The 23,373-nt window shown below is 50.9% G+C and carries 24 protein-coding genes; 7 read left to right on the top strand and 17 right to left on the bottom strand.

Going from position 1 to position 23,373, the window contains the following annotated elements:
- Nucleotides 1–4: 4 nt before the first annotated feature.
- The gene (locus NK662_RS16615; RefSeq protein ID WP_254760074.1) at nt 5–583 is read right to left on the bottom strand and encodes an HAD hydrolase-like protein; all 579 of its coding nucleotides are present in this window, start codon (nt 581–583) and stop codon (nt 5–7) included.
- A gap of 138 nt (nt 584–721) precedes the next feature.
- On the opposite strand from NK662_RS16615, the gene NK662_RS16610 reads away from it, so the two are divergent.
- A complete protein-coding gene (locus NK662_RS16610) occupies nt 722–1,402 on the top strand; it encodes a YetF domain-containing protein (protein ID WP_254760061.1) in 681 nt (226 codons plus the stop codon).
- A 31-nt stretch (nt 1,403–1,433) separates the two neighbouring features.
- Here the strand turns inward: NK662_RS16610 and NK662_RS16605 are convergent, their stop codons facing one another.
- On the bottom strand, nt 1,434–1,646 hold the full coding sequence (locus NK662_RS16605; protein WP_254760073.1) for a helix-turn-helix domain-containing protein: 213 nt from the start codon (nt 1,644–1,646) through the stop codon (nt 1,434–1,436).
- Between the two features lie 233 nt (nt 1,647–1,879).
- On the opposite strand from NK662_RS16605, the gene NK662_RS16600 reads away from it, so the two are divergent.
- Nucleotides 1,880–3,169, top strand: coding sequence for a hypothetical protein (locus NK662_RS16600; RefSeq protein WP_254760060.1), 1,290 nt, complete (start codon nt 1,880–1,882; stop codon nt 3,167–3,169).
- Between the two features lie 67 nt (nt 3,170–3,236).
- Here NK662_RS16600 and NK662_RS16595 read toward each other — a convergent pair whose 3' ends face one another.
- Nucleotides 3,237–4,280: a hypothetical protein gene (locus NK662_RS16595; RefSeq protein WP_254760059.1), complete on the bottom strand. Its 1,044-nt coding sequence runs from the start codon at nt 4,278–4,280 to the stop codon at nt 3,237–3,239.
- A gap of 235 nt (nt 4,281–4,515) precedes the next feature.
- On the opposite strand from NK662_RS16595, the gene NK662_RS16590 reads away from it, so the two are divergent.
- Together NK662_RS16590 and NK662_RS16585 are read left to right on the top strand one after the other, a co-directional pair.
- Complete coding sequence (locus NK662_RS16590; protein ID WP_254760058.1) at nt 4,516–5,109, top strand: hypothetical protein; 594 nt, start codon at nt 4,516–4,518, stop codon at nt 5,107–5,109.
- A 66-nt stretch (nt 5,110–5,175) separates the two neighbouring features.
- Nucleotides 5,176–5,901, top strand: coding sequence for a polysaccharide deacetylase family protein (locus NK662_RS16585; protein ID WP_254760057.1), 726 nt, complete (start codon nt 5,176–5,178; stop codon nt 5,899–5,901).
- 42 nt (nt 5,902–5,943) lie between these two features.
- On the opposite strand, the gene NK662_RS16580 is transcribed toward NK662_RS16585, so the two are convergent.
- From NK662_RS16580 to NK662_RS16565, 4 genes are all read right to left on the bottom strand, one after another.
- Nucleotides 5,944–6,486, bottom strand: coding sequence for an MFS transporter (locus tag NK662_RS16580; protein WP_254760056.1), 543 nt, complete (start codon nt 6,484–6,486; stop codon nt 5,944–5,946).
- Nucleotides 6,487–6,508: 22 nt separating this feature from the next.
- Entirely contained in the window at nt 6,509–7,375 is an 867-nt protein-coding gene (locus NK662_RS16575) for a Cof-type HAD-IIB family hydrolase (RefSeq protein WP_254760055.1), read from the bottom strand.
- Nucleotides 7,376–7,390: 15 nt separating this feature from the next.
- Nucleotides 7,391–8,554 carry an MFS transporter gene (locus NK662_RS16570; RefSeq protein WP_254760054.1) on the bottom strand — a complete coding sequence of 388 codons (1,164 nt, stop codon included), beginning with the start codon at nt 8,552–8,554 and terminating at the stop codon, nt 7,391–7,393.
- Nucleotides 8,555–8,896: 342 nt separating this feature from the next.
- Nucleotides 8,897–9,442, bottom strand: coding sequence for a TetR/AcrR family transcriptional regulator (locus NK662_RS16565; protein WP_254760053.1), 546 nt, complete (start codon nt 9,440–9,442; stop codon nt 8,897–8,899).
- A 285-nt stretch (nt 9,443–9,727) separates the two neighbouring features.
- On the opposite strand from NK662_RS16565, the gene NK662_RS16560 reads away from it, so the two are divergent.
- Nucleotides 9,728–10,561 (top strand): SDR family oxidoreductase, encoded by an 834-nt coding sequence (locus tag NK662_RS16560; protein ID WP_254760052.1) that lies wholly within the window; start codon nt 9,728–9,730, stop codon nt 10,559–10,561.
- 556 nt (nt 10,562–11,117) lie between these two features.
- On the opposite strand, the gene NK662_RS16555 is transcribed toward NK662_RS16560, so the two are convergent.
- From NK662_RS16555 to NK662_RS16525, 8 genes are all read right to left on the bottom strand, one after another.
- Nucleotides 11,118–11,501, bottom strand: a complete 384-nt coding sequence (locus NK662_RS16555; RefSeq protein ID WP_254760051.1) for a hypothetical protein — start codon at nt 11,499–11,501, stop codon at nt 11,118–11,120.
- 330 nt (nt 11,502–11,831) lie between these two features.
- Nucleotides 11,832–12,014 (bottom strand): hypothetical protein, encoded by a 183-nt coding sequence (locus NK662_RS16550; RefSeq protein WP_254760050.1) that lies wholly within the window; start codon nt 12,012–12,014, stop codon nt 11,832–11,834.
- A 237-nt stretch (nt 12,015–12,251) separates the two neighbouring features.
- Entirely contained in the window at nt 12,252–12,710 is a 459-nt protein-coding gene (locus tag NK662_RS16545; RefSeq protein WP_254760049.1) for a hypothetical protein, read from the bottom strand.
- Between the two features lie 402 nt (nt 12,711–13,112).
- Complete coding sequence (locus NK662_RS16540) at nt 13,113–15,026, bottom strand: S53 family peptidase (RefSeq protein ID WP_254760048.1); 1,914 nt, start codon at nt 15,024–15,026, stop codon at nt 13,113–13,115.
- Between the two features lie 674 nt (nt 15,027–15,700).
- Entirely contained in the window at nt 15,701–15,802 is a 102-nt protein-coding gene (gene cydS, locus NK662_RS24370) for a cytochrome bd oxidase small subunit CydS family protein (RefSeq protein WP_438503635.1), read from the bottom strand.
- A gap of 12 nt (nt 15,803–15,814) precedes the next feature.
- The gene (locus NK662_RS16535; RefSeq protein WP_254760047.1) at nt 15,815–16,840 is read right to left on the bottom strand and encodes a cytochrome d ubiquinol oxidase subunit II; all 1,026 of its coding nucleotides are present in this window, start codon (nt 16,838–16,840) and stop codon (nt 15,815–15,817) included.
- Nucleotides 16,837–18,171, bottom strand: a complete 1,335-nt coding sequence (locus NK662_RS16530; protein WP_254760046.1) for a cytochrome ubiquinol oxidase subunit I — start codon at nt 18,169–18,171, stop codon at nt 16,837–16,839. Before NK662_RS16530 ends, NK662_RS16535 begins: the two co-directional genes overlap by 4 nt.
- A gap of 337 nt (nt 18,172–18,508) precedes the next feature.
- Nucleotides 18,509–19,042, bottom strand: coding sequence for a hypothetical protein (locus NK662_RS16525; RefSeq protein ID WP_254760045.1), 534 nt, complete (start codon nt 19,040–19,042; stop codon nt 18,509–18,511).
- A 132-nt stretch (nt 19,043–19,174) separates the two neighbouring features.
- On the opposite strand from NK662_RS16525, the gene NK662_RS16520 reads away from it, so the two are divergent.
- Nucleotides 19,175–20,221 (top strand): DUF6920 family protein, encoded by a 1,047-nt coding sequence (locus NK662_RS16520; protein ID WP_254760044.1) that lies wholly within the window; start codon nt 19,175–19,177, stop codon nt 20,219–20,221.
- A 119-nt stretch (nt 20,222–20,340) separates the two neighbouring features.
- On the opposite strand, the gene NK662_RS16515 is transcribed toward NK662_RS16520, so the two are convergent.
- Together NK662_RS16515 and NK662_RS16510 are read right to left on the bottom strand one after the other, a co-directional pair.
- Nucleotides 20,341–21,192 (bottom strand): aldo/keto reductase, encoded by an 852-nt coding sequence (locus NK662_RS16515; RefSeq protein ID WP_254760043.1) that lies wholly within the window; start codon nt 21,190–21,192, stop codon nt 20,341–20,343.
- Between the two features lie 14 nt (nt 21,193–21,206).
- Nucleotides 21,207–22,190, bottom strand: coding sequence for an aldo/keto reductase (locus tag NK662_RS16510; RefSeq protein ID WP_254760042.1), 984 nt, complete (start codon nt 22,188–22,190; stop codon nt 21,207–21,209).
- Nucleotides 22,191–22,411: 221 nt separating this feature from the next.
- Between NK662_RS16510 and NK662_RS16505 the strand changes: the two genes are divergently transcribed.
- Nucleotides 22,412–23,347, top strand: a complete 936-nt coding sequence (locus NK662_RS16505; RefSeq protein ID WP_254760041.1) for an AraC family transcriptional regulator — start codon at nt 22,412–22,414, stop codon at nt 23,345–23,347.
- Nucleotides 23,348–23,373: the final 26 nt, after the last annotated feature.

Genomic DNA, 23,373 nt, shown 5'->3' with positions numbered 1-23,373 from the left:
CGCTTCACACAGAGGAAGCGCCTTGCCCGACAACCGTAAAAAAATCCGAATAGCATTGCAGGTGATAATCAGCCGCCTCGCTCCGGCCCTGGAACATACACGTGGCAATGCCAAGCTCCCTGGCCGGCAGCAAGTCCAGCTCCCGGTCGCCGATTGCCAGGTCAATGCCGTGCCTGTTGTGCAGGTACGCATAGGAGGCCGCGTGCGGCTTGCGCGGGAAGCCGTCGTCAATCGTGACGATTTCCGCAAAATAGTTCTCCCAGCCGTAGTGCTGTAAAATCGCCAATACGCCGGCTCTGTGCTTGTGCGTCATAATCACGTTTTTCCCGGCATGCTTCAGAATCTCCTCCACACCGTCGAACGGCCGCATATCGCCCGGTGACAACGCGCTTGTCAGCCTCTTGATTTCGGCTCTTTGGCTGTCTGAAATGCCGTAATACGCAATGGCGTGCGAATAGGAAACCTTCAGCTTCTCATAAATTTCCTGCTTGTCCACCGCTTCCCCCAGCACCTGGGAGAGCACGCTGGTGTAGGCAGGATATGTATCAAACAGTGTTCCATCAAAATCCCATAAGATATGCAATTGAATCACCCTTTCTCTCTCTATTTTGACATACGGTCTTCGGAATTTGAATCAGAAACACGCATGCGGCTTAAAAACTTGCTCATACTAGAGGGAGATAAGGGAATATATAGCAGGATGTGAAGGAGCGGAGAACACATGAGCAGCTGGCTGCATCTGTCCGTGGAGCTAATCGTAGGCTACATTTATTTATTTATCGTAATAAAGTTTCTTGGCAAAACACAAATCAGCCAGATTACTCCCTTCGACTTTGTATCAGCGCTGGTGCTCGGCAACCTGGTCGGCGATGCGGTGTATGACCACGAAACGCATGTCGGCAAAATTCTGTTTGCCATCACCATTTGGGGCGGGCTCATTTATATAACCGAGCGCCTGACGCAGAAGTTCCGCAAAGCGCGGGGCGTGCTGGAGGGAACAGCTTCACTGCTCATTAAGGAAGGTAAGCTGGCCTGGTCGGAGCTGAAGAAAAATCGTCTTGATGTCGACCAGCTGCGGCAGCTCCTGCGGGCCAAGGATGTCTTCTCGATGCGGGATGTGCAGTACGCTTGGCTTGAAAGCGACGGGACAGTCAGCGTGAAGAAAAAATTTCTGCAGGAAGCACCGAGCCGGACTGACCTGCAAATCCCGGAGCAAGATGAGTGTCTGCCCGTTCTGCTCATCAGCGACGGTGAAGTGCTGGAGGAGAATCTGCAGCATTATCAGCTGGACAAAGCCTGGCTGCAGGAGCAGCTGCGGCTGCAGAACATCCGTGATGCGAAGGAAGTGTGCTACGCGGAGTGGACGAAGGGGCAGGATCTGTTTATCCAGACCTACGAGTAGGCAAAGAAACCGGACAAGCGGCTTCTTTGCCTTATTCTTTGATAACAATGACCTCCAGAATCTCGGAGATATCGGTCACCTTCAGCGCCTCCATGATACGCAGCAAATTCTTTTTGTTGTAGCTCGTGCGGGTATCATTGACCATTTCCGAGATGGTTGCCTCCCGAAGGCCGGTAACCAGGGCCAGATCCTTCTGGTTCATGCCTCTTCTCGCCAGAAGCTCTCTGATTTTTATACGAAACATGAGCTGCACAGCCTTTCCCTCCACTCCCAGGGGACAGAACGCCCCGTATGCTAAAAATTATGCCAAAATACCTACATCTATTCCCTCTTGCGCATGCTGAATTGTAATATTTTCATGAAAGGTCTTTCCGCACAGCAAGCTGGCAGATTATATAGATTGAGAGATTCCGAAGCTTGTTGTATACTCCTATCAAATATCATGCGTCCACAGCCATGGAAGGAAGGAGTATACGGATGAGAAAGCTTTTTTTCACAATCGCTGCCGGCATCCTTGTGTTATATGGGCTGTCAGTCAAGGGGATGCTCCCAGCCGCTTTCACGCAAGCTCTTCTGCAGTCTTCCTTTGCCAAGCCGCCGACAGATACCGTCATCGAGGGCAACGAGCGGGTGACCTATGAGGTCAGCGGAAGCAGCAAACAGGCAGTCTCCCGAGCGCCGATGGGCCGGGGCACGCCCGAAGCGTATAAGAAATATGCAATTGCCGCCACCTATACGAACCCGCAGGGCCTGGTGTATGAGTCCTATGATGCGGGGTGGACCGCCGATAAGCTGAAGGTGCTGGATTCCTACCTGCAGCAGTTTCCGAAAGGAGCGGAGTATGAACGCCTCGCTGCGGTCCGGGTGACGCCGGAGAGCTCCGATTGGGCTGGTTTGTTCAAGTACCGGACTGTAAGCCAATCCAATGGCATGCATGTGGAAAACGGAAGCGTCATTTATTTGTTTAACGCGCACACCATCCAGAATCCCCTGGATTACGGAGGAACGCTGGCCCATGAGTATGGCCACTTGTTCACGAACTACTGGCTGGCGGAGAAGGAAGGAAAGCATACAGATGACCCTGCGACGGGCTGGGCAAAGCTGCGCGGCTTCACAAGCAGCATGCCGGTGCGCTGGAGCGGCTCAGGCCTGGGCTCCAGCCACGCGTGGACGCCTGCGGAAATTATGGCGGATGATTACATGCAGATGGCTGCTCCCCCGGCCTTCCGGGCGCGGCTGAACCGAACCGGCACGTCCGGCTATGATTTTACGTACCTTGACAGCGTGGAAAATCAGGCTCTGCCGCCGATTGAGACACTTCCGGCGGTTGCCGCCTACTGGAAGAAGCTGTCAGGCGTCACCATCAGCAGCAAGAGCGCCATGCCGGCATCTTCGCTGACCGGCATCTCCGCGTACGACAAGCCGGTCAGCCCGAAGTATCCGTACTTCACCGAACGGGTGCTGCGGGTCAGCTTCACCAATCTTGGCAGCGGCATGGAATATGCGGTCCGCATGGGCGATGAAAATGCGATGGCCTATAACGGCGGCCACACAGATCTTTCCAATACCCGCAGCGGCGTCACCAGCATCGAATACGGCATCAAGAGCGTCAACACAAGCAACCGCACCTATGTGAAGGATTGGATTCCGTCCGGCAAAGGCTATGTGCAAATTCTCGCCTACAACCCGGCAACGGGCCAGATGACCTATTCCCAGCTGTACCCATACGACTTCAGCAGCCCGTACCATCCGGTTGCGGTGAAATAACAAAGGAGCCTGGTCTGGGACCGGGCTCCTTTGTTATTCTTATGTTTGATTTCCGCGGAACTGCTTTTTAATAGCTGCCGAGCTCCCCGGTCGGGCTCTGGATAATCACCGGGTTCTTGGCCGGGTCGAGCCATTTCAGGATGGATACGACATTTCCCTGTGATGTGCCGGTGCAGCCCGCCGTGTAGCCTGAGCTGACATGGAAGAAGATGGCGCTGCCTTTTCCAGGCGTGCGCGCGTCGGTGTTGTAATTGATGACAAAGCCGTAGGTGTACTGCGGGATGTCCATCTTTTCGGCACTGTTCCAGCGTCCGTTGTTTTGGGAGGCCTTTTGCCAGGTGTTATACAGCGGCGAATTGGAATCATCCACCCACACGTCATCCGGAGTAATCGCCCGGAATGGCAGCTTCGTGCCCGGATTGCCGCTGCGCCCGAACGCGGTTCCAATCGAGTACTTGCCGCGCGGCGACTTCATGCCGCCTTCTGACATGACTTGGGCAAAGCCATATTTGCCGATATAGCCGCTGACATGGTGGACCGCGCGCCATTGGCCCTGGCCGTCGCGCTCAAAGGTCTGGATGGTTGCCTGGCTTGTCCCATAGCCGTTGGAGGTCACGAGAATAAGCTGGCTGTTGCTGCTGACTGTCTTCAGCGTATCCGCCACTGTTGCCGCGCGGGCCGGCGCTGCTGCCGGTGCTGGAGCTGCCGGTGTTGCCGCCGCTGGGCTTGGGGCTGGCTGAGTACGGGCCTGTGATGTCTGGGCCTTCAGCTCTTCTTGCTTTTTCTGTTCTGCCGCCTGTGCTTCCTGCTGCTTCAGTTCCTCCTGCTTTTTCTGTTCCGCCGCCTGCGCTTCCTGCTGCTTCAGTTCCTCCTGCTTCTTCTGCTCTGCCGCCTGCGCTTCCTGCTGCTTCAATTCTTCCTGCTTCTTCTGCTCTGCCACCTTCTGCTGCTCAGCCGTTTCGTCTGTCTGCAGCTGCTTTGCTTCCGCGACAGCCAGCTTCGCTCCCTGCTGTGCCTTGCCCTGCCCGCTGTTGTACATGGCAAAGCCTCCTCCGGCAAGAGAGAGTACGGCGAGTCCGGCAATGAGAATGGTTTTCTTTCGATTTTTCATGGTGCGTCTATCCTTCCCTTTTGGTCTATGTACATCGATGCATGCTTGGTCTTCCACCATTTTAACACTGAATGGCGGAAAAGTGGCATACTTACATAGAGTTTGCATATTGCAATACAAAGTGGAAGCTTGAAGACGTTTGCGCCGGCCCGCCCCTGGAAATTTGCGCTTCGCCCGTACTAAACCGCCGTTTCCGCTCATACCCTGTACCATTCAAATGGAAAGGCGGCTTGCGATGACCTCACCCATCTATCAATTGGATACCGTGCTTTCAAAGAGATATATAGAGGGAGCCTGCAGCGAAAGGCTTCAGGACTATCCGCAGTTGGGGCGCCTGCTTGCGAAATACCGGAGGCTGCTGGCACAATGGCATGATGCGCCGGCCGCCGGAAGCACCTATGAGCGGACGATTGAGTTTTCCTCAGGCGACTATTATGTTCTCCGCTGGAGCGTGGAACGCACCCTGGAAAGCATCCGGCAGACGCCCCTCTCTCTGTCAGTCCCGGCGCTCCTCGGTGTGTTGGATGCAGAGGCCTGCCTCGAGGAAGGACCCGTCATTCTGGTGCATCACCCCTTCTTGGCGGAAGAAGCGCAGCATATCCTCATCAGCGGCGGCCGCCGGATTCTGCAATATGCCGAGCGCGGCGCGGAAGCCATCGAAGCATACGTGCTCGCGCCGGAGCAGCATTATCCGGCCCTGCAGACGCCGCTGGATCAGCTGCTGTATCTCATTCACGGCAGCATCGTGGCCTTGATGAATTATATGGAGGGGCATATAAGCGAAGAGGAGCTGCAGGAATTCCTGGACCAAACCACCGCCTTCGAATAGCAGGAAACCCCTGCTATTTTTGTTATAATCGGGGATACTAGGGGAAAAAGGAAAGCTGGGAACTCTATGAGGATTTTCATTATGGCGCTGCTGCTGTGGACGTACGGCCTCTCTGCCCACGCAGCCCCCAAGCCCATCCCCATTTTGATGTATCACTCCATTGCGGAGTTCAAAGGCAGCGGCATCCGGGATTTGTACGTGTCGCCGGCAAGCTTTGAAAAGCAGATGCAATATTTGAAGGACAACGGCTACACACTGCTGACCTTTGAACGGTGGAGCGAAGCGGACAAAGTAGAAAAGCCCGTTCTCGTCACCTTTGATGACGGCTACGAGAATTTGTGGAATGCTTATAAGGTGTTTGCGAAGCTGAAGGATGACCGGTTTCAGCCGGCGGGGACGATTTTTGCGATTGCCGACTTCATCAACCGGCCAAACCGCTTGTCGCGGCTGGAGCTCCTCGAAATGTCGGACTCAGGCATGTTCTCAATTCAATCGCACACGGCCACCCATCCCGATTTACGGAATATTACGAACTACGAGTATGAGCTGAAGGGCTCGAAGGAGAAGTTTGAGGCCATCACCGGAAAGCCCGTTATCGCCCTCTCCTACCCGTACGGTTTTGTGGATGACAAGGTTGTGGCGGAAACGAAGAAATACTATCAGTTTGCAGTCACCATTCGGCAGGGTGTGTTTGTCGCGAAAGGGCAAGCAGACGAGCTGTACCGGCTGCCGCGCGTGTTTGTGACGTATGATATGACGCTGGAGGAGTTTGCGAAGGCACTGCAAAAATGAAGGACAGGGCTCCTTCATTTTTGCAGCTAACAGCGGTTCCCCTTACCCAGAAGAAGATTCAGCCATGTTCCTGTTTTTTTCTTCTGCCCTGGCAGCAGGACGGGAGCTCCACAAAATCAAAAAGGAAAGCAGCACCACAACGAGACAGATCTCATAGACATGGCGCAGCCCGGCTGCCTGGGCCAGCATGCCGCCGCCCAGGTTGCCGGCCAATCTGCCAATGGTGCTTCCATTGGAGTAGATTGTGGTTGCAAGCCCCGGCGATTCCGGCAGCAGCTCGGTAAAATAGCTGAGGCCGTTGCCCATGACAATCGCCACAAACGTCGCTTGCAGGAGCTGCGCGGCGATCAGCTGCCAGGAATGGGCCGCTGCGCTCAAAATGATGTAGTAGAGAAATGCAACGCCGCTGACTGATCTCGCTGCAGTAAAAGCACCGAATGCGCCCGCGTTCATGCCGATTTTCTCTGTACAATACAGGGCAATATATGGCGATGTAATAGAAAAGCCGATGCCGACCAGCAGCATGCAAATCATCAGCACGCCATACCCCTGCATGGCAAATAGTTGCTTCAGCCGTGTATACAAGTGCGGTTCCTCCCAGCCTATTTCACACATATGAATCTTGTAAAATATATTTCTCAATTGCATAGGCAACCCCATGCTCATCATTGCTTAGCGTCACCACGTCGCTGCACTGCTTTACCTCCTCCTCCGCATTTTCCATCGCGATGGAGAGGCCGGCAACGTTCAGCATCGGAATGTCATTCCGCTCATCGCCGATTGCCACTGTATGCGCCAGCGGAATCCCGAAATGGCGGGCCATGGCCTGCAGCGCGCTTCCTTTGTTTCCGCTGATATGCGTGATTTCCAAATTGAACGGGGACGAAGACGCCAGCTGCGTTTCCGCAATCGCTGACAGCTTCCCCTGCAGCCGCTGCTTCTGCGCCGGGTCCAGCCCTAGAATTAAAAACTTTTGAATGGTAAACTCGTCGTTATGTACAATTTCCTCCTGGCGGTCAAACAGCGTATGGCCGTATACCGTCGGCGGCGTCGTGAACATTTGATAATGGCTGTTTCCGTAATACTCCTCCGGCACGCGCCCTGATGACAGCACAAGCTCCAGCCGCTCGCTCCAGTTCCGCGGCGCGTACATGCCTTTGTTGGTCGCCATGTTATACGGAACGAATTCCTCCTCCACCTCCAGGGCGATTTGCTGCGCCTGCGCCCGGGTTAAGGAGGTCTGGGCAATCAGCGCTCCATCCACAAATACGGACGTGCCGTTATTGCTGCCAACCGGGCAGCGCAAATTATATGTATCCAGCAAAGCATGAATGGATTTTGCCGAACGTCCGGACAGGGCCATTACGATATGCCCCTGCTCCTGCGCCTTTTGAATGGCACGGAGTGTTTCTGCACTCATTTCCTTTTTCGAATTTAAAACAGTTCCATCTAAATCCAACGCGATCAGCTTCATGACGCTCTCCCCCACTCATTTGTATTGAACCAACGGCTGCGTTTCCTTGCGCCCAAGCGAGCGCTTTCCCAATAATATAAACACAAGCAGGGAGCATGCGACCAGCACGGCGCTGATGATAAACAACGTCGGGTAGCCTGCATACTGTGACACGCCTCCCAGCAGAATGGCCCCCATGCCGATGCCAAGGTCGGTCGCCGTTAAAAAAGAGGCATTGGCGACTCCTTTCCGCTCCGGACGGGCCAAACGGATGGCTGCTGCCTGCAGCGCCGGCTGCGCGGCGCCAAAGCCGATTCCGTACAGCACAGCTGCTGACAGCATGCCGAAGAGTCCGGTGGAAAAGCCAAGCAGCACCAAGGCTGAAGCCGTAATGACCAGAGACGGCACAATCACGAATGCTTCGCCGCGCTTGTCCGAAAGCTTGCCCGCCACGGGGCGGCTCAGGAGAAGCGTCGCTGCATAGACAAGAAAGAAGGTGCCGGAATTGACCTTGATGGAGCCCGCAAACAGCGGAACAAAGGCAGTGATGCTGCCATAGGCAATATTGATGAGAAAGACAGCTGCGGCAATGGGCAGCACTGATGGTTCAAACAGCTCCATTTTCCCTGTGCGTACCTGCGGTGCAAACGGCATCCTGACGCCAAGCATAAGCAGAAGCGCTGCAGCTGAGAGGCATGCCGCACAGAGAAACAAAGCGTGATAGGACAAGCTGTCCTTCAGCCAGATGCCAAGCAGCGGCCCGACCGCCATCGCGAGCGTCATGGCGGTGCTGAACCAGCCCATACCTTCGCCGCGGCGTGCCGGCGGGATGATATCTGTAATAGCCGTAAAAATGGCAGTTGTGGATACAGCCCAGCTCATCCCATGCAGGATGCGGAGCCCAAGCAAGACAAGAATGGCGCCGGCCCAGTTATACAGGCACATCGCCAGCACAAACAGCGCCAGCCCCCACATGAGGAACGGCCGCCTGCCGAAGCGATCCAGCAGCCCGCCGGTCACCGGGCGCAGCGCCACAGCCGCCAGCATGAAGGTTCCTGTTGTCAGGCCGACCTGCGCGGTGCTGCCGCCGAGTTGCTTGACAAACAATGGCAGCGTCGGAAGCAGCACATAAAAGCTGGTAAAAAGAAAAAGCATGCCGACGGTCATCCGGATAAATGCCCCCGTCCATAAGCGTTCCATTGTTCATTCCTCCCCTGATGCGTAGAAGCACCTAACTCTCATTATAGATATCTGGCAAAGCCTCGCCAGTGCTAAAAAAGAAGGATTTGTTCATTAATGAACAAGTACATGGAAACTGTCTATTATTTTTCAGGAAAACGTACAATGAATGCCAAGCTTCAAAACTTGTATGAGACTAACGAATGTGGTATGTCTCCAAAAAGAATGAGGTTGTGAAACATTGTACTTAAACAAACGGGCCTTTAGGGCAACAGGCGAATCTAAAAAAGTCGAATCCTTCGCGTACAGGACTCGACTTTTTGTATTCACGTATAAGATCTGCCTTTTGCCGTCAGGACCCATTTACAAATTTCTCTCGAGTAGTATTCCCACTTGTTCTGCCATAGCTTGAGGTGGATAAGGCATTCCATTCATAATCCACCATTCCACGATCCCGACATATGAAGTTACAATAAATTGAAGAATCACATCTTCATGTAATCCTTGGTTTTTGCCTGTTGTTGTATCTATTTCATCCTTAAACTCTTCAATGAGAAACTCATGAAATTGTCTGCGAAAGGAAGGAGCACCTTTACTTGCCAGCATCGTTGAAAAGAATACGTGATGATTTTTCAAGTATTCAAACCAAGGCAGATTCGCTTCTGTATATTCTGCTGCGGAGGCCGCTTCGCAGATCTCTCCCATTTTATTAATATGTTCCGCAATCAGTCTATCAAGCAAATCAAACTTATCCACATAGTGAAGATAGACAGTTCCTCGGCTTACATTTGCCCTGTCAGAAATATCCTGTATTGTAATGTCATGAAAATGTTTTTCAGCCATCAAATCGACTAAGGCTTTTTTTATAGCTTCTTGGCTTTTGACTATTCTTCTATCTATTTTAGGCATTATAAGATGCACCAAACTCTCTTATAAGATCATGAACAATGGTAAGCATTCCATATCTGTTTGTAATTATATACATCTGTTCATTAACGAATCAATATTTATTTCTGGAACGATTTGATTCACAAAAGTTTATGGACAATTTCATCTAATCTGTTCATTAATTAACAAATTGCATTGTTTTAATCCTTGTAAGCATGATGAATAGTTTTATAATAAACAGTTGTACATTAAGGTGCTAGTGTTTATATAGGGCATTTGGCTAGATAAAAGTAAGGAGGATATAAAATGAAAGAAGTTGTACTTTGGACCGGTGCCGGACAGATTGGCATGGCAATAGCCAGAAGAATCGGTTTCGGCAAGAAAATTATTGTTGGCGATAAGAACCTGGATCATGCCAACGCTATTGCTAAAATTATGCAAGAATCCGGATTTGATGTGGTGCCTGTTGAAACGGACATTTCTTCCAGAGAATCTATTTTACGTTTGATTGCAGAAGGTCAGAAGTATGGAGAAATTACTACTCTTATCAATGCAGCCGGTGTGTCACCCAGTCAAGCACCTATTGAAGTGATTTTGAAGGTGGATTTGTACGGAACGGCGGTATTACTGGAAGAAGTAGGTAAGGTCATAGCTCCTGGAGGCGTTGGGGTGACAATTTCCAGTCAGTCTGGACACAGAATGCCTCAATTAGGAACCGAAATTGATGAGCAGCTGGCAATGACGCCAACTGAAGAACTCCTTAGCCTGGAAGTCCTTCGACCTGAAAATATCAAGGATACGTTGCACGCCTATCAAATGGCGAAACGGTGCAATGTGAAGCGCGTTATGTTTGAATCTATACGTTGGGGAGAAAAGGGCGCTCGTATCAATTCTATTTCTCCAGGGATTATCGTAACGCCATTAGCTATAGATGAGTTCAATGGTCCAAGAGGAGAATTTTATAAGAATATGTTTGCCAATTGCCCTGCCGGACGTCCAGGGACAGCTGATGAGGTTGCAAATGTGGCTGAATTACTGATGATGCCGCAGGGAGCTTTCATCACCGGGGCCGATTTCCTAATAGATGGCGGAGCCACAGCTTCTTACTTTTACGGACCACTAAAACCAGCAGCAAAATAATGAAAGGAATCCTAAAATGCTGCCTCAATTAGAAGTGAAGGGGCCATTAATGCATGGGGCCTTGTTTCAGCTGCATATGCTTCATCTAAATCTATGGCATTATTTGAAACAAGTCCTGATTTAAATTCCTTTACCATAAACGGCATTGAATGGGGCATGTACCAAGCATACCATGGTGCATATGTGCTGAAGGGACAAGCAAACAGAATGGTGTATGAGTTGCAGCTACAAAGGAATTTTAAATCGGTTGACGGCCCCGAGCTTGCGAAAAACTTCCACCGTTCCGAATGATATACCCTGAATTTGAATAATAGAAAAAGGCTGCCTGACACGCCCGTGTCTAACTTTTGGGGGCCAGTTCACATCTGGATCAGCCTTTTTCTATTATTGGGCTAGACTTAGTACATCATAGTTTTATTTAACAAGCATCCCTTATGAATAACCAGCAATAAACTCCGCTTTCTCTCCGCACGATATGTGGCTGGCTAGTTAACGTAACATCCGTTATTGGCAGTTGAAAAGGGTTGCATCTGATAAGGTACAACCCTTACATGCTTTATGCCTGTGTGCGTAATTCCGCCAGAATTTCTTCTACACGTTCTGTTTTGAAGACAAACTTGAAGGACTGGCTATCTTTTAGCGTAATCTGAACTGCTCCATTCAGAACTCCACTTACCTCCTTGTAATCCACCACATCAGAGCGGTGAATTCCCACTGCAAGTTGGATGTCTAAGTTGATTTGTTGCTTGTACACAAGAAGTCTGCGGTTTGTAATTGCCAACACCATCGGCATGTTTTCTTTTGTTAGCCAAGAAATTTCAGGAAATAACTTCATAACCCAAGTAGTGGGTGCTGTTTTTCCAGCAACTACATCAAGGATTTCCTCGCCACTTTCTAAATCTTGCTGAATTCGGTCTTGATACTTTACAGAAACGCTCATGAACATTTCCCCTTTCATCTTTCACAGCAACCCCCTCCTGTCTGGAGAGGCACTGCACCCGTTCTCGAAAGTCATTTTTGACTATCACTTTTTGAGCTTTAATTTTGGCTTGATAAATATTTGGTCCATTGAGCCAAGTACAAGTGCCAATATTAATGCTAATAAGAAATGAGAACTCGCTAAAAAGCCAAGAATGAATATACCCACTCCACGTGTTGACTCTATTACTTTCCTGTGTTTTTCCAACCTATATTTTTCCACAACACATCTCCCCATTTGCATATCAACCCTACTTACGAACAGCAAACCCCTCCCAAGAGGAATGCCTGCTTAAAACCAATAAATCAGCAAATTGACCACAAACAAGCTGACCAGCACGCCTCCTAAGATGCCCATACGAGATGCTTTGCTTCGCTGTTTAAACCACTGCCACCGCTGACTGTCCTCATGGAACACAGCATAATCAGCCAATGTTAAAACGAGTAATGCAAGCGATGCGAAGACGCTCCCCACAGTAACAGCCCCCTTTTTTCAATCACCAGCAAACCCCTCCCAAACAGAGGGGAAGCGTTGCTTATCTGGAAAACCACTTCATGATGCGTTTAAAAGCGAGGAACAGCAGAAGAACAAATATAATTAGAATCACAATGCCAATCGGATTGATATTGAGCATCCCTTCATCCCCCTTCAAAATGAACAGCAAACCCCTCCTGTTTGGAGAGGCACACTATCCGTCCTTGGACATTCACATCACTGGAACAGACTCATGATATTTTTGGCGTAAGTACCGTTTACTTCATAGCCTGCACTCTGCTGGTCCGTTGTACTGTCTACAACCATAATCTGCTCACCATTGCCTTCTAACCAAACAAAATACTCCTGCTGCTCTCCACCTCTATACTTGACCTTCAGTACGGCGTTTAAAGCGTCCAATGCCTCCTTATCAAGAAGCACTTTGTCCCGTTTCTTTGCATGCTCTAAACCATCCACAACCTTTTGCACAGTGGACTCATCGCTAAATTGCTTGACAATATTTGTTTTCTTACTTCCAATTTCAAGAGAAACCACTTCTTTTCCTTGAAACTGTACAACTTTGGTTATGGTTGCAACAGAAGTCACCTTTTCCTGTTTTGTTTCATTAGCATCTGAACAGCCAGCGATACCCAAAATGCCCAGACATATTGCTCCAATACTAATTAGTCCTTTCACTAGTCCACCTCCCATTTCTCTAATTATACCATTTTAAGGAAGTTAGGTATTTCTCTTTTTGACTGTATATACCATTCACCATTAGTTTACGTAATGTCACACTATAGGAAGTTGCGATATAGAGGAAACCCAGTCACAGCAAGTCCCTGTCTTCCATGCGCGGCTCCCTCTCTATGCAGGATTTTATACAATGTAGACAGGCCAAGGACTCTGCGGCATACCGTCTCTTTTTGGACAGTATATTTTATGTATAAAATCCTGCATCAATTTAATAGCTCTTCGGGTCACACAATGCCCCTCCTCCTATACCTGTAAAAAAAAGCCGGATGTTTTTTATACAGAGGGCATCGTTCCTTTGAGCTCCCAAAACAGGCGCCAAAAAGATTTGGCGCCTGTCTCGATCTATCTTCTATTAAACTTCCTTGCAAGCGCCGCAATATCCGGTGTGCCAAGGCCGGTAGCCTGGTTGTAAACTGTGCCCGGCGTGCCAGTATAGAAGCCGTTGTCATTTTGTGGGCCTGTTGTATTCAGCGGATGAAGCGGTGAATCCTTTTGGAGGGCGAAGCGGTACAGCTGCGTGTTCCAAAAACCGGCCTGTGTGCCATTCGCGCTATTCATTAAGGCGGACAGGCCGCAGAGCTGCGGTGAAACAAAGCTGGTGCCGCCATACGTGGCATAGCCTGCATTTGTCCCCGGTGCACCCGGATCGCTGACCCAAACCTTATACCCTGTGTACGGGTCCGCGTTCATGCTGAGGTCCGGCAGGTTGCGGCCCTTTCCTTTACCCGTGACGATCGTCGGAGCCGTGTCTCTTGTCAAAGAGGACTGATCCGCGTTTTCTGTCCATTGCTTCACAGCTGTGTACTGGTTGACCCCAGGCACATTCCGCTGGTATTCCGGTGTCGCAAACAGCTGGCTGAAGCCGCCGCCGCCGCCGGCCAGATACCGGCTTCCCCAGCCGTCCGGGTTATTCAGGCCGCGCGCATCGAAGTAAGGATATAGATAATCCCAGCCCCACGCACGTTCAGCACTGTTTGTAATATCAATCTGGTACTTATCAGAGTGCAGCGAGAATGGCAGAGTCGTTCCACCGGCCGCAGTAATATACGGGCTGTCGGCAGGTGTATCCACAGACAACGAGGTGGCGCCTGCAATACCGGAGGATAGGCCGAACTCTCTTGCCGCATCATACGCGCCTTCATCTCCTGAGGCGGCAAACATGCTGATTCCCTGGGAGGCAGCCTGCATAAACAGCTGATTGAAGACCTCCGCATATTTTGGTGTTTCCTGCTGAAGCTGTACGAGGTAATTGACCGCTGTTTCACTTTCGCCCCAGCTGACGGAGATTTGCTGGGACTTGTTTTCATTAATGGCCGTGGAAAATGTATCTACAAAACCGGTGTCAGAATTCGGCCCGACAAAGACACGGATATCTGCCTGCGGAGCAAGTGCGCCGGACTGCTCTACATCAAGTGTTGTTTCATCATAGCCGTCCCAGCCGGAGCCTCCATCAACGTTAACCTTCGTGATGCGGTTCGGCTTCACGGAAATGCCGGCCTGCTTCCAAAAGGCATAGGCATCCTCCTGATTGAAATCGGCAAGTGTGACAATGCCGATTGTCTGGCCGGCGCCTGCTGCTCCTTTGTCATATAACGGCTGCACATTATAATGCTGAATGAGATCCTGAGGAGTCAGGCTCAGCGGCCCCTGCGGCACAGCGCCGTTTTCCAGCAGCGGTGTCTGTTTCACTGCGTGGGAGGTATAGCTGGAATAGTTACTTAACCCTAAGATACAGAGGATGTTATTGCCAAGATGGGCCGGCACCTTTGGATTTTCCTTGGAGCCATGGAAGTGTTCTCCTTTATACTCTTCCTTTTTTAAGGTAACAGAGAACGCTTTGTTGAACTGGGCGGCTGTTCCGTTTGCTGTGACAATGAGGTTATTCGGGGCTACAGTTGTTTGAATGCCGAATGCGCGCAAGTATTCCACGACCTGCCTTACACTCTCTGCATCAGCTCCATATGCCTTGCGGAAGGCATCGACGGACAGATATTTGCGATAATTTCTGCTGCCTGGCGTTGTTGTGTCTTGAATGAATGCTGCCAGTTTGTCCTTATTTTTCACCTTCATGACAACATCCACGGTGACCGGTGTATCCCCTGGCAAATTGCCCATTACACTTGCCCCTTGCGGATTGCCCGCCTGCTGTACGGTGACTTCCGTTGCAGCTGTACTTGTCACAGCCGGAAGCGCCACAAAGCATGCCATCGTACTCATGACAGAAAACGCCGTTACCTTCTTCCAGAATGGCTTCATCCTCTTCCCTCATTTTCCATAAAATGGTTCTGACAATTCTGATTATACAGGCTTATTTTACCGCTATCAACGGTCTATATTTCCATAAAAATTCCATTTTGTTATAGATTTAGAGAAAGAAGGACACATTATTTTATAAATATAGACAGAAAAAATAAATGTTAAATCCGGTCTTTCCGTTCTTTTTTGGTCATCATTTGAAGACACGGCCAGCTGGCAATGTCTTGACTTTGTATAAGACCTTCCTGTCTTCCAATCCGAAAATTGAGCTGCCGCAAGAAAGTTAGCTGCGGGAATTCATTTTCCTCACCGTTTAAAAGTAAGCGTGTCCTTCAATAGGTCCAGAGAAGTAGTCAGAATTTCAGCTCCCCATAACAGATGAAATGCTTCCTGTAGCTCGCAAGCTCTCATGTCGTACCTCCTGTATTGTTTTCATTTCCTCACAGGAACTTTCAGTAAAGTTAGTATGTAATTTCGCGGCACTATCGGTGGAGTTTCCATATTGATACTGTGCAACCGGGCAGGGACATCCCTACCCGGTTGTTAGGCAATTGAGCTGAAAAAGGAAACTGGCAATACCATTACTTTTTGTCCCTCTTACCCTTTTGGTCGGCTGTCCCTACTGATATATTTCTGCAATATCTTTATATCTCCTCTGCTGAGAATATCCCCGCTCACTTTTTCAGCATGGAATCGCGCGGCGCAAGCCAGAAGGCGGCGGCAATTGCCCCGGCAACGACAAGAAACGGCGCATAGAAAATGAGAAACTCTGTCACCTTGCTCCCTCCTCAGGCATGGTTGTCACGCTTCCCCTGTAAATAGTCCGGGTCGAACAAGAAGAGCCGAAACAGCAGGTACAGCGATGGAATAAGCAGGCACAAACCCGCGATGAACGCGATGATCAGGGCAATTCCCATGGTCTCGCTTGTGAAGCTGTCATAGATGGTCAGATATGGGTAGAGCAAATAGGGATAATGCGACAGGCCGTATCCGAAAAATGCCAGAAAGAATTGCCCCGCCAGCAGCAGAAAGGCTGTGCCGTACTGCCGTTTTTTCCAAATGAGGTACACGGACCGGCCAAACAGCAGGAGCGACAGCGCGAACAGCCACCACACCTCCAGCATCCGGGCATAGTGCCCCGGATTGTGCGCCCGCAGCTCGACCATAATGCCCGCTGCCGTCAGAATGGCCGGCCCGGCCCAAAGCAGCGCGTACCGCCGCAGCAGCGCTTCGGCCCTGCTGTCCCGCGCTTCACGCGCGTACCACGTCAAAAACACGGCTGAAATATACAGCACGGCGGTCAGGCTCAGCACGACGATGCTCCAGGTCAGCGGGCTGGTGAACAAGGCCGCATAGTCGAGCACAAGCGCGCCGTTCTGCCGGCTGACAAAGCCGCCTTCCGAGATGGTCAGCACAATGGACAACGAGGCGGGAATGAGCAGGCCCGATAAGCCGTACAGAAGCGTATAGCGCTTCCCCCGCAATCCCCCATACGTGACGAAGGCGTAATATGAGCCGCGGATGGCCAGCAGGATCAGAGCCAGACTGGCCGGAACAAGCAGCACCGTTCCATAGTAGGAGGCCACCTTCGGGAAAAAGCCGACGATGCCGACGAAAAAGAAGACGAGAAAGACATTCGTCACCTCCCACACCGGCGACAGGTAGCGCTGAATCACCTTGGCCAGCACATGCGCCCGCCCGGTCAGTGTGCTGTATGCGTTAAAAAAGCCGGCACCGAAATCGATGGATGCGACCATAATATAGCCGAACAGAAATACCCACAGCACCGAAATGCCGATTACCTCCAGCGTCATCGGTGCTCACCTCCTCTGTCCGCCAGTTCCCGTTCCACCGGGTTATGCCGGAACATCCGCGTCAGCACCGTTATGCTGCCGATCGCCAAGATGAGATACAATGCCGCAAACAGCAGGAGCATCGTGTCCACATGGGTGCTCGTGGTCGCGGCATCCTCTGTCCGCATGATTCCGCGCAAAATCCACGGCTGCCGCCCCACCTCGGCCATCCACCAGCCGGCTTCGATTGCAAAGATGGCAAGCGGGCCGCCCAGCACGATGAGCCGCCGGAACCAACCCGCGGCAACGAAGCGCCAGCCGCGCCATGTGCCGATGACAAACAGAAGCGATAAGAAGAGCAGCCCCACTCCGATGGTCACCATGATGTCGAACAAATAATGAATGTACAGCGGCGGAATGTCCTCCTTGGCGAACTGGTCGAGCCCGATCACCTCAGCCTTTGGATTGTTGTGGGCCAGGATGCTCAGCGCATAGGGAATACGGATTTCATATTTGACTTCGCCATCAGCCAGTACACCGTACATGATGAGCGATGCATTTTTCTCTGTTTCAAAATGCCACTCGGCCGCCGCCAGCTTCTCCGGCTGGTACTGTGCCAAATATTTGCCGGAAAAGTCTCCGATGATGGCGGAAGCAATGGAGAATATTAGCCCGAGCTTCATCGTCAGCAGCAGCGCTTTCTTGTGGTACACATGATGGGAGCCCTTCAGCAGCCGGTATGCCGCAATGGCTGCCAGAACAAAAGCGGACGTCATATAGGCGGTGGCGAGCACATGCGCCACCTTGGTCGGCATCGCCGGGTTGAACATGGCCACAAGCGGGTTCACATTGACCAGCTGGCCGTCCACCACATCAAAGCCTTGCGGCGCGTTCATAAAGGCATTCACGATCGTAATGAAAATAGCGGAAAACGAAGCTCCGATTGCAACCGGAACCAACAGCAGCAAGTGCTTCTTCGGATTTTTGAATCTGTCCCATGTGTACATATAGATGCCCAGAAAAATAGCTTCAAAGAAAAACGCAAAGGTTTCCATAAACAGCGGCAGGGCAATCACGTTTCCCGCCAGCTCCATGAAGTTCGGCCACAGCAGCGACAGCTGCAGGCCGATGGCGGTGCCCGTCACCACGCCGACGGCAACTGTGATGACGAAGCCGCGGGTCCAGCGCCGCGCAAGCAGGATGTAGTGCTCATCCCCATTTCGAATCCCAACCCACTGCGCAAGCATAATCATCAGCGGCACCCCGACACCAATCGTAGCGTAAATGATATGAAACGACAAAGTCAGCTCCGTCAGCAGACGGCTGAACCATACAGAGGATTCTGCTCCCATATGACACCTTCCTTTATCCTGAAATCAACCGGCCCAACAACGCCAAACCCATAATTCCCGCGACAACTGCAACAAGCAGCAGCAGCATTCGCTCTTGTTTCTTGTACATCCCTCACTCCACCTTGTTCAATATTTCACAAAATTAAATAAGGATATTTGTGGTAATTTCTCACACTATTAGCATATCAGGAACTCTCCGCCTTGCTTCCTGTGAACTGTGACAATTTTGCAACATTTCGATAGTGCAAAAGCTGCAAAAAGAAGGCAATTCTGCCGGAGAAACGCCAAAACCCCTGTGAGCTGGATGGCTGCAGGGGTTAGACACAGCTAAAAAGTCCTAGGCAGCTCTGTGCAACTGCCCTTGAAAGGAATCTATGATCTCCATAAGCTTCTGTTCCTCTACCTTCTTCTCCTGATAAAACAGACTGAGGTAATAATGAAGACCATCCTTCTTCAAATACATGGTTGTTGGAAGCGCCGGATGGGAGCTCGGATACACGTATATTGCTGTCCCATCTTTTGCAGAAGTGCGGTAGCCGCCCTCCATCTTCCCCAAATGCTTCAGGCTCACCATGATTTGAAGCTGATTTCCCGAAGCCTGTTCGCCAAGGTATTCATATACGATACGGGAATCCTTTCCGTCAACCCTGCTGTACCTGTGCTGAACGGAAAAAGGAATGCTGCGCGGAAGGCTTGCTTTTGCGTGAAATCTCTTCTCAAATTCCTTTGTTGCCGCTGCAAAGCTGGTGAATCCCTCCGCTTCGTATACCTCCTCCGTTGTCATGGGCTTTTCTGAATACAGTGCCATTGCAGGTTGTGCACAGTATAAGGCAAGAAGCAGGCTGCAGATGGAAGCCGTTATGATTTTCATCGTATCCCTCCATTCGGAATTATTTTCTCCACACGTAACAAAACTTTGCGCATTGCTTTTAAAACACGAGTGTTTGCAGGTGTACAATAGATATGGATGCACGAGGAATAAATTCCCAAGGGAGGGATATATATGCGATTTCTCATTATAGTGCTCCTGCTGCTCCACAGCCTCGCCCACCTGGCAGCGCTGTCGCAGGATATGTCGACAGCTGCCGGCGTTGGATGGCTAATGGCTGCCCTGCTGTTTGCAGGAGCAGCTGTACTCGTATTCATCCGCAAAGCTTGGTGGGCGCTTGGTCTCCCAGCTGTCCTTGTTTCCCAGGTGCTGGTCATCCTGTTCTGGCAGGACGCGAAGCTTGGCACGGTTGCCAACCTCCTGATTGCTCTGGCTGCTCTGCTGCATTGGGCCCAGTGGCGTTTTCAGCAAGAGACCAACCGCGAAATTCAGGCTCTGCTGCAAGCTGACGCAGGGGCTGAAATGATAGTTACGGAGAATATGCTGCAGGAGCTCCCTGCACCTGTACAGCGATGGCTGCAAGCCATCGGACTTGTCGGCCGCAGGAGCATCCGAAGCGTCCACCTGCGGCAGCATGGCTGGATGAAGCTGAAGCCGGAGCAGAAGAAATGGACGGAGGCTGTTGCAGAACAGTATACAACTACTGCGGTCCCTGCTTTCCTCTGGCAGGCACGGATGAAGTTTTTGCCGTTTCTCCATGTCAGCGGCCGCGACTTGTTTCAAGGAGGGCACGGCAGCATGATTATTCAGCTCGCTTCCCTGCTTCCTGTCGCCCGTGTGTCACATAACGCCAAGGTGGACCAGTCCTCGCTGCAAAGATACTTGATGGAGCTGCCCTGGTATCCATCAGCAGCGCTGCAGCCATACATCACTTGGGAGGGAATCGATCATACATCTGCCAAAGCAACTATGACGTATAATGATGTTTCCGGGTCGGCCACCTTCTTGTTCAGTGAAGCCGGCGAGCTGCAGGAGATTCATGCGTGGCGCTATAAGGACAGCGATGAACAAGCTGTTCCGATGGAGTGCGTTGGAGCAGTCAGGGAGCAAAAGGTCATGGACGGCATACGGGTGCCGACGAAGCTGGACATCTCCTGGCTGCTGCCGCAAGGTCCATTTACTTGGTATCGGCTGGAGATATCGGGCCTTGCCTACAAATAGCTGAACGGTACGGCTGCTCCGACCTTTCATGATAGGAACGCAATCTCGCTTGAATGCGAACACTGCCCCAAAACGATACCATCGCTTTAGGGCAGTGTTCAGTTCTTGTTTGAAGGGGGTTAAATATCAAGTTTACGAGTGCCAATCCATTTCACCATCTCAGGATCCCGATGTGAAAAGAACAGGCTCTCCTTTGTATCCAATGCAGCGATGGCCTCCATATCCTCTTGCTTTAACTCAAAGTCAAAGATGTTAAAGTTTTCAATGATTCTTTCTTTATGGACCGATTTCGGAATCACAACGACTCCTCTTTGCACCAGCCATCGTAAAACCACTTGCGCGACGGATTTATGATGCTGTTCAGCTATCGATACTAAAACCTCGTTTTGGAACATGTTATTTCTACCTTCGGCAAATGGCCCCCAGGACTCAATCTGGACATGGTGCTCCTTCATCAACTCAGCGCTTTCTATTTGCTGGCAGAAAGGATGCGTTTCAACCTGGTTTACGGCAGGAACCACCTCATTATGGAGGATCAGGTCCGTCAGACGGTCAGGGTAGAAGTTGCTGACTCCAATTGCCCTGATTTTCCCTTCCCGGTATAATTCCTCCATCGCGCGCCAAGAACCGTATATATCACCGTACGGCTGATGAATCAAATACAGGTCCAAATAGTCCAGCTGCAGCCGCTCCAATGAATTGGAAAATGCTTTCTTTGTATTTTCATAGCCGGTATCCTGCACCCAAAGCTTTGTCGTAATGAACAATTCTTCGCGCGGCACGCCGCTGCGCTGAATGGCTCTGCCGACCGCTTTTTCATTCAAATAAGAGGCTGCTGTGTCAATCAGGCGATAGCCTGCCATAATCGCGTCATATACACACTGCTCGCATTCCTGTTCATCCTGAATCTGAAACACGCCAAAGCCGAGTATCGGCATCTCAACGCCATTGTTCAACATTACGTTCTGCATATGAAATCCTCCTGTTATTTGCCTACTCTGCCTGCATATTCTGCAGGATATCGTTCTCCGACAATCTCAATTTTCGAGAGTGCATCATTTAAATTTTTCAGTTCTCCCGCAGTCAGTTCCATGTCCGCTGCGCCAAGGTTTTCCTCCAGCCGCTCCAATTTGCGCGTGCCGGGAATCGGGACAATCCATGGCTTCTGGGCAAGCACCCATGCAAGTGCGATTTGTGCCGGCGCTGCCTGTTTCTCTGCTGCAATCCTTTTTACTAGCTCAACCAAGGTCTGATTGGCTTCCAGGTTCTCCGGTTGGAAGCGGGGAACTATGCTGCGGAAATCAGAGCTGGCAAAGGCTGCATGCTTATCAATGGTTCCTGTCAGAAAACCCTTGCCCAGGGGAGCGAACGGAACGAAGCCAATCCCAAGCTCTTCGAGTGCCGGCAGCAATTCTTCTTCAGGACTTCGCCACATCATGGAGTATTCACTTTGGATGGCAGTGACCGGATGAACGGCGTGTGCGCGGCGAATCGTTTGCACGCCTGCTTCAGAAAGACCCCAATGCTTCACCTTTCCTTCCCGGATCAGATCCTGCACCGTGCCGGCTACTTCTTCCACCGGTACATCGGGATCCACCCGATGCTGATAGTATAAATCAATGGCCTCAATATGCAGGCGTTTGAGCGAGCCCTCAACAGACTGGCGAATGGTCTCAGGCTTACTGTCAAGCACCTGCTTGCCGTTCACATTTTGGATTCCGAATTTTGTGGCAATCACTACTTTCCCCTTGAACGGAGCAAGCGCTTCGCCTACCAATTCCTCATTCAGATACGGGCCGTACACTTCTGCCGTATCAAAAAATGTAACGCCGCGGTCAACTGCCTCATGAATGAGAGCCGTCATCTCCTTCTTGTCCGAAGCCGGACCAAAGCCGCTGCTCATTCCCATGCAGCCGAGCCCTATTGAGGAAACCTCCAACCCGCTTTTGCCTAATGTACGCTTTTTCATCGTTTCTCTTCCCTTCTTCCCCATCATTCGCCGATCTGCTTCAACCTCTGAAGCATGTCTTTTCATGCTGCTGATACCTGCATCCTTATTATGGAACAAGCAGGAAGACGATTGTTAGCCCATTTCTGCCAAATGTTTGCCTAATTCTCGCACAGCTGTTTACGCAGCGGATGAACAAACAGTACAATAGGATTCATAATGAAGGTACAAGGAGGGTTCCCATGTCTGAGCAACTATATATACAGCAGAAGGTACTCACTAGACTCATTGAGAGCTATACAAGCCGGGATGGTGTTCACACGACCGCTGTTCCATCCTTATCCTTAATCCGCCGGTCTGATCTCACAGGTCCCTCTCACGGCGTCTATACCCCTTCCCTGTGTGTCATCGTGCAAGGAAGGAAAGAGGTGCTGCTGGCGCAAGAGCGCTTTACATATGACCCTGCCCATTACCTTGTTGCGTCCGTCGACCTGCCGGCTACCAGCCAAATCGTGGAGGCTACTGCAAGCAATCCCTATTTGGCTCTCAAGCTTGAATTTACGCCCGGTCAAATCTTTGAGGTGTTACAGGACTTTGAAGCCAAAGCTTCCCTGAAAGAGCCTGCCAAGCGGGCCATGTTTGTCAGCCGGATCGAATTGCCGATGCTTGATGCAGTAATCCGGTTAGCCCGTCTGCTGGATACGCCTGAGGATATCCCGGTATTCGCCCCTCTGTTTACGAAGGAAATTCTATACCGGCTTCTGCAGGGGCCGCATGGGAATACGTTGAAACAAATCGCAACAGAGGGAAGCTCCATCTACCGGATCAGAGAGGTGATTGAACAAATCAAGAAACACTATGACCGGCCGATTCGGATTGAGGAGCTTGCAGAAATCGCAAGGATGAGCGCTTCTTCGCTTCACAGGCATTTTAAAGAGGTAACAGCCATGAGTCCCATTCAGTTCCAAAAGCAGCTCAGGCTTCAGGAGGCACGGCGCCTGTTATTATCTGAAGCAACAGATGCGGCCAACGTCGCATTCCAGGTGGGCTATGAAAGTCCCACGCAGTTCAGCCGGGAATACTCACGCATGTTCGGCTTTCCGCCCAGAGAGGATATCAAGCGCTTAAAAGCAAAACTGGCTGAAAGCCAAAAAGGAAAAACACTCACAGGCATATAGCCATTGTGAGTGTTTTTCCCGTAACA

Source organism: Ectobacillus ponti (assembly GCF_024294785.1).
GTDB classification, from domain to species: Bacteria; Bacillota; Bacilli; order Bacillales; family Bacillaceae_G; genus Ectobacillus; species Ectobacillus ponti.
The sequence above is the reverse complement of the archived record's forward strand: the minus strand, read 5'-3'. Positions and strand labels throughout refer to the sequence as shown.

Excerpts from the sequence above, each read along its gene's own strand:
- NK662_RS16570 (WP_254760054.1), bottom strand. The coding sequence starts at position 8,554 with ATGGAACGCTTATGGACGGGGGCATTTATCCGGATGACCGTCGGCATG.
- NK662_RS16575 (WP_254760055.1), bottom strand. The coding sequence starts at position 7,375 with ATGAAGCTGATCGCGTTGGATTTAGATGGAACTGTTTTAAATTCGAAA.
- NK662_RS16535 (WP_254760047.1), bottom strand. The coding sequence starts at position 16,840 with ATGACGCTGGAGGTAATCGGCATTTCGGTGCTGTGGGTATTTCTGTTC.
- NK662_RS16510 (WP_254760042.1), bottom strand. The coding sequence starts at position 22,190 with ATGAAAAAGCGTACATTAGGCAAAAGCGGGTTGGAGGTTTCCTCAATA.
- NK662_RS16605 (WP_254760073.1), bottom strand. The coding sequence starts at position 1,646 with ATGTTTCGTATAAAAATCAGAGAGCTTCTGGCGAGAAGAGGCATGAAC.
- NK662_RS16600 (WP_254760060.1), top strand. The coding sequence starts at position 1,880 with ATGAGAAAGCTTTTTTTCACAATCGCTGCCGGCATCCTTGTGTTATAT.
- NK662_RS16595 (WP_254760059.1), bottom strand. The coding sequence starts at position 4,280 with ATGAAAAATCGAAAGAAAACCATTCTCATTGCCGGACTCGCCGTACTC.
- NK662_RS16610 (WP_254760061.1), top strand. The coding sequence starts at position 722 with ATGAGCAGCTGGCTGCATCTGTCCGTGGAGCTAATCGTAGGCTACATT.
- NK662_RS16590 (WP_254760058.1), top strand. The coding sequence starts at position 4,516 with ATGACCTCACCCATCTATCAATTGGATACCGTGCTTTCAAAGAGATAT.
- NK662_RS16515 (WP_254760043.1), bottom strand. The coding sequence starts at position 21,192 with ATGCAGAACGTAATGTTGAACAATGGCGTTGAGATGCCGATACTCGGC.
- NK662_RS16555 (WP_254760051.1), bottom strand. The coding sequence starts at position 11,501 with ATGAGCGTTTCTGTAAAGTATCAAGACCGAATTCAGCAAGATTTAGAA.
- NK662_RS16565 (WP_254760053.1), bottom strand. The coding sequence starts at position 9,442 with ATGCCTAAAATAGATAGAAGAATAGTCAAAAGCCAAGAAGCTATAAAA.
- NK662_RS16585 (WP_254760057.1), top strand. The coding sequence starts at position 5,176 with ATGAGGATTTTCATTATGGCGCTGCTGCTGTGGACGTACGGCCTCTCT.
- NK662_RS16560 (WP_254760052.1), top strand. The coding sequence starts at position 9,728 with ATGAAAGAAGTTGTACTTTGGACCGGTGCCGGACAGATTGGCATGGCA.
- NK662_RS16505 (WP_254760041.1), top strand. The coding sequence starts at position 22,412 with ATGTCTGAGCAACTATATATACAGCAGAAGGTACTCACTAGACTCATT.
- NK662_RS16540 (WP_254760048.1), bottom strand. The coding sequence starts at position 15,026 with ATGAAGCCATTCTGGAAGAAGGTAACGGCGTTTTCTGTCATGAGTACG.
- NK662_RS16520 (WP_254760044.1), top strand. The coding sequence starts at position 19,175 with ATGCGATTTCTCATTATAGTGCTCCTGCTGCTCCACAGCCTCGCCCAC.
- NK662_RS16525 (WP_254760045.1), bottom strand. The coding sequence starts at position 19,042 with ATGAAAATCATAACGGCTTCCATCTGCAGCCTGCTTCTTGCCTTATAC.
- NK662_RS16530 (WP_254760046.1), bottom strand. The coding sequence starts at position 18,171 with ATGGGAGCAGAATCCTCTGTATGGTTCAGCCGTCTGCTGACGGAGCTG.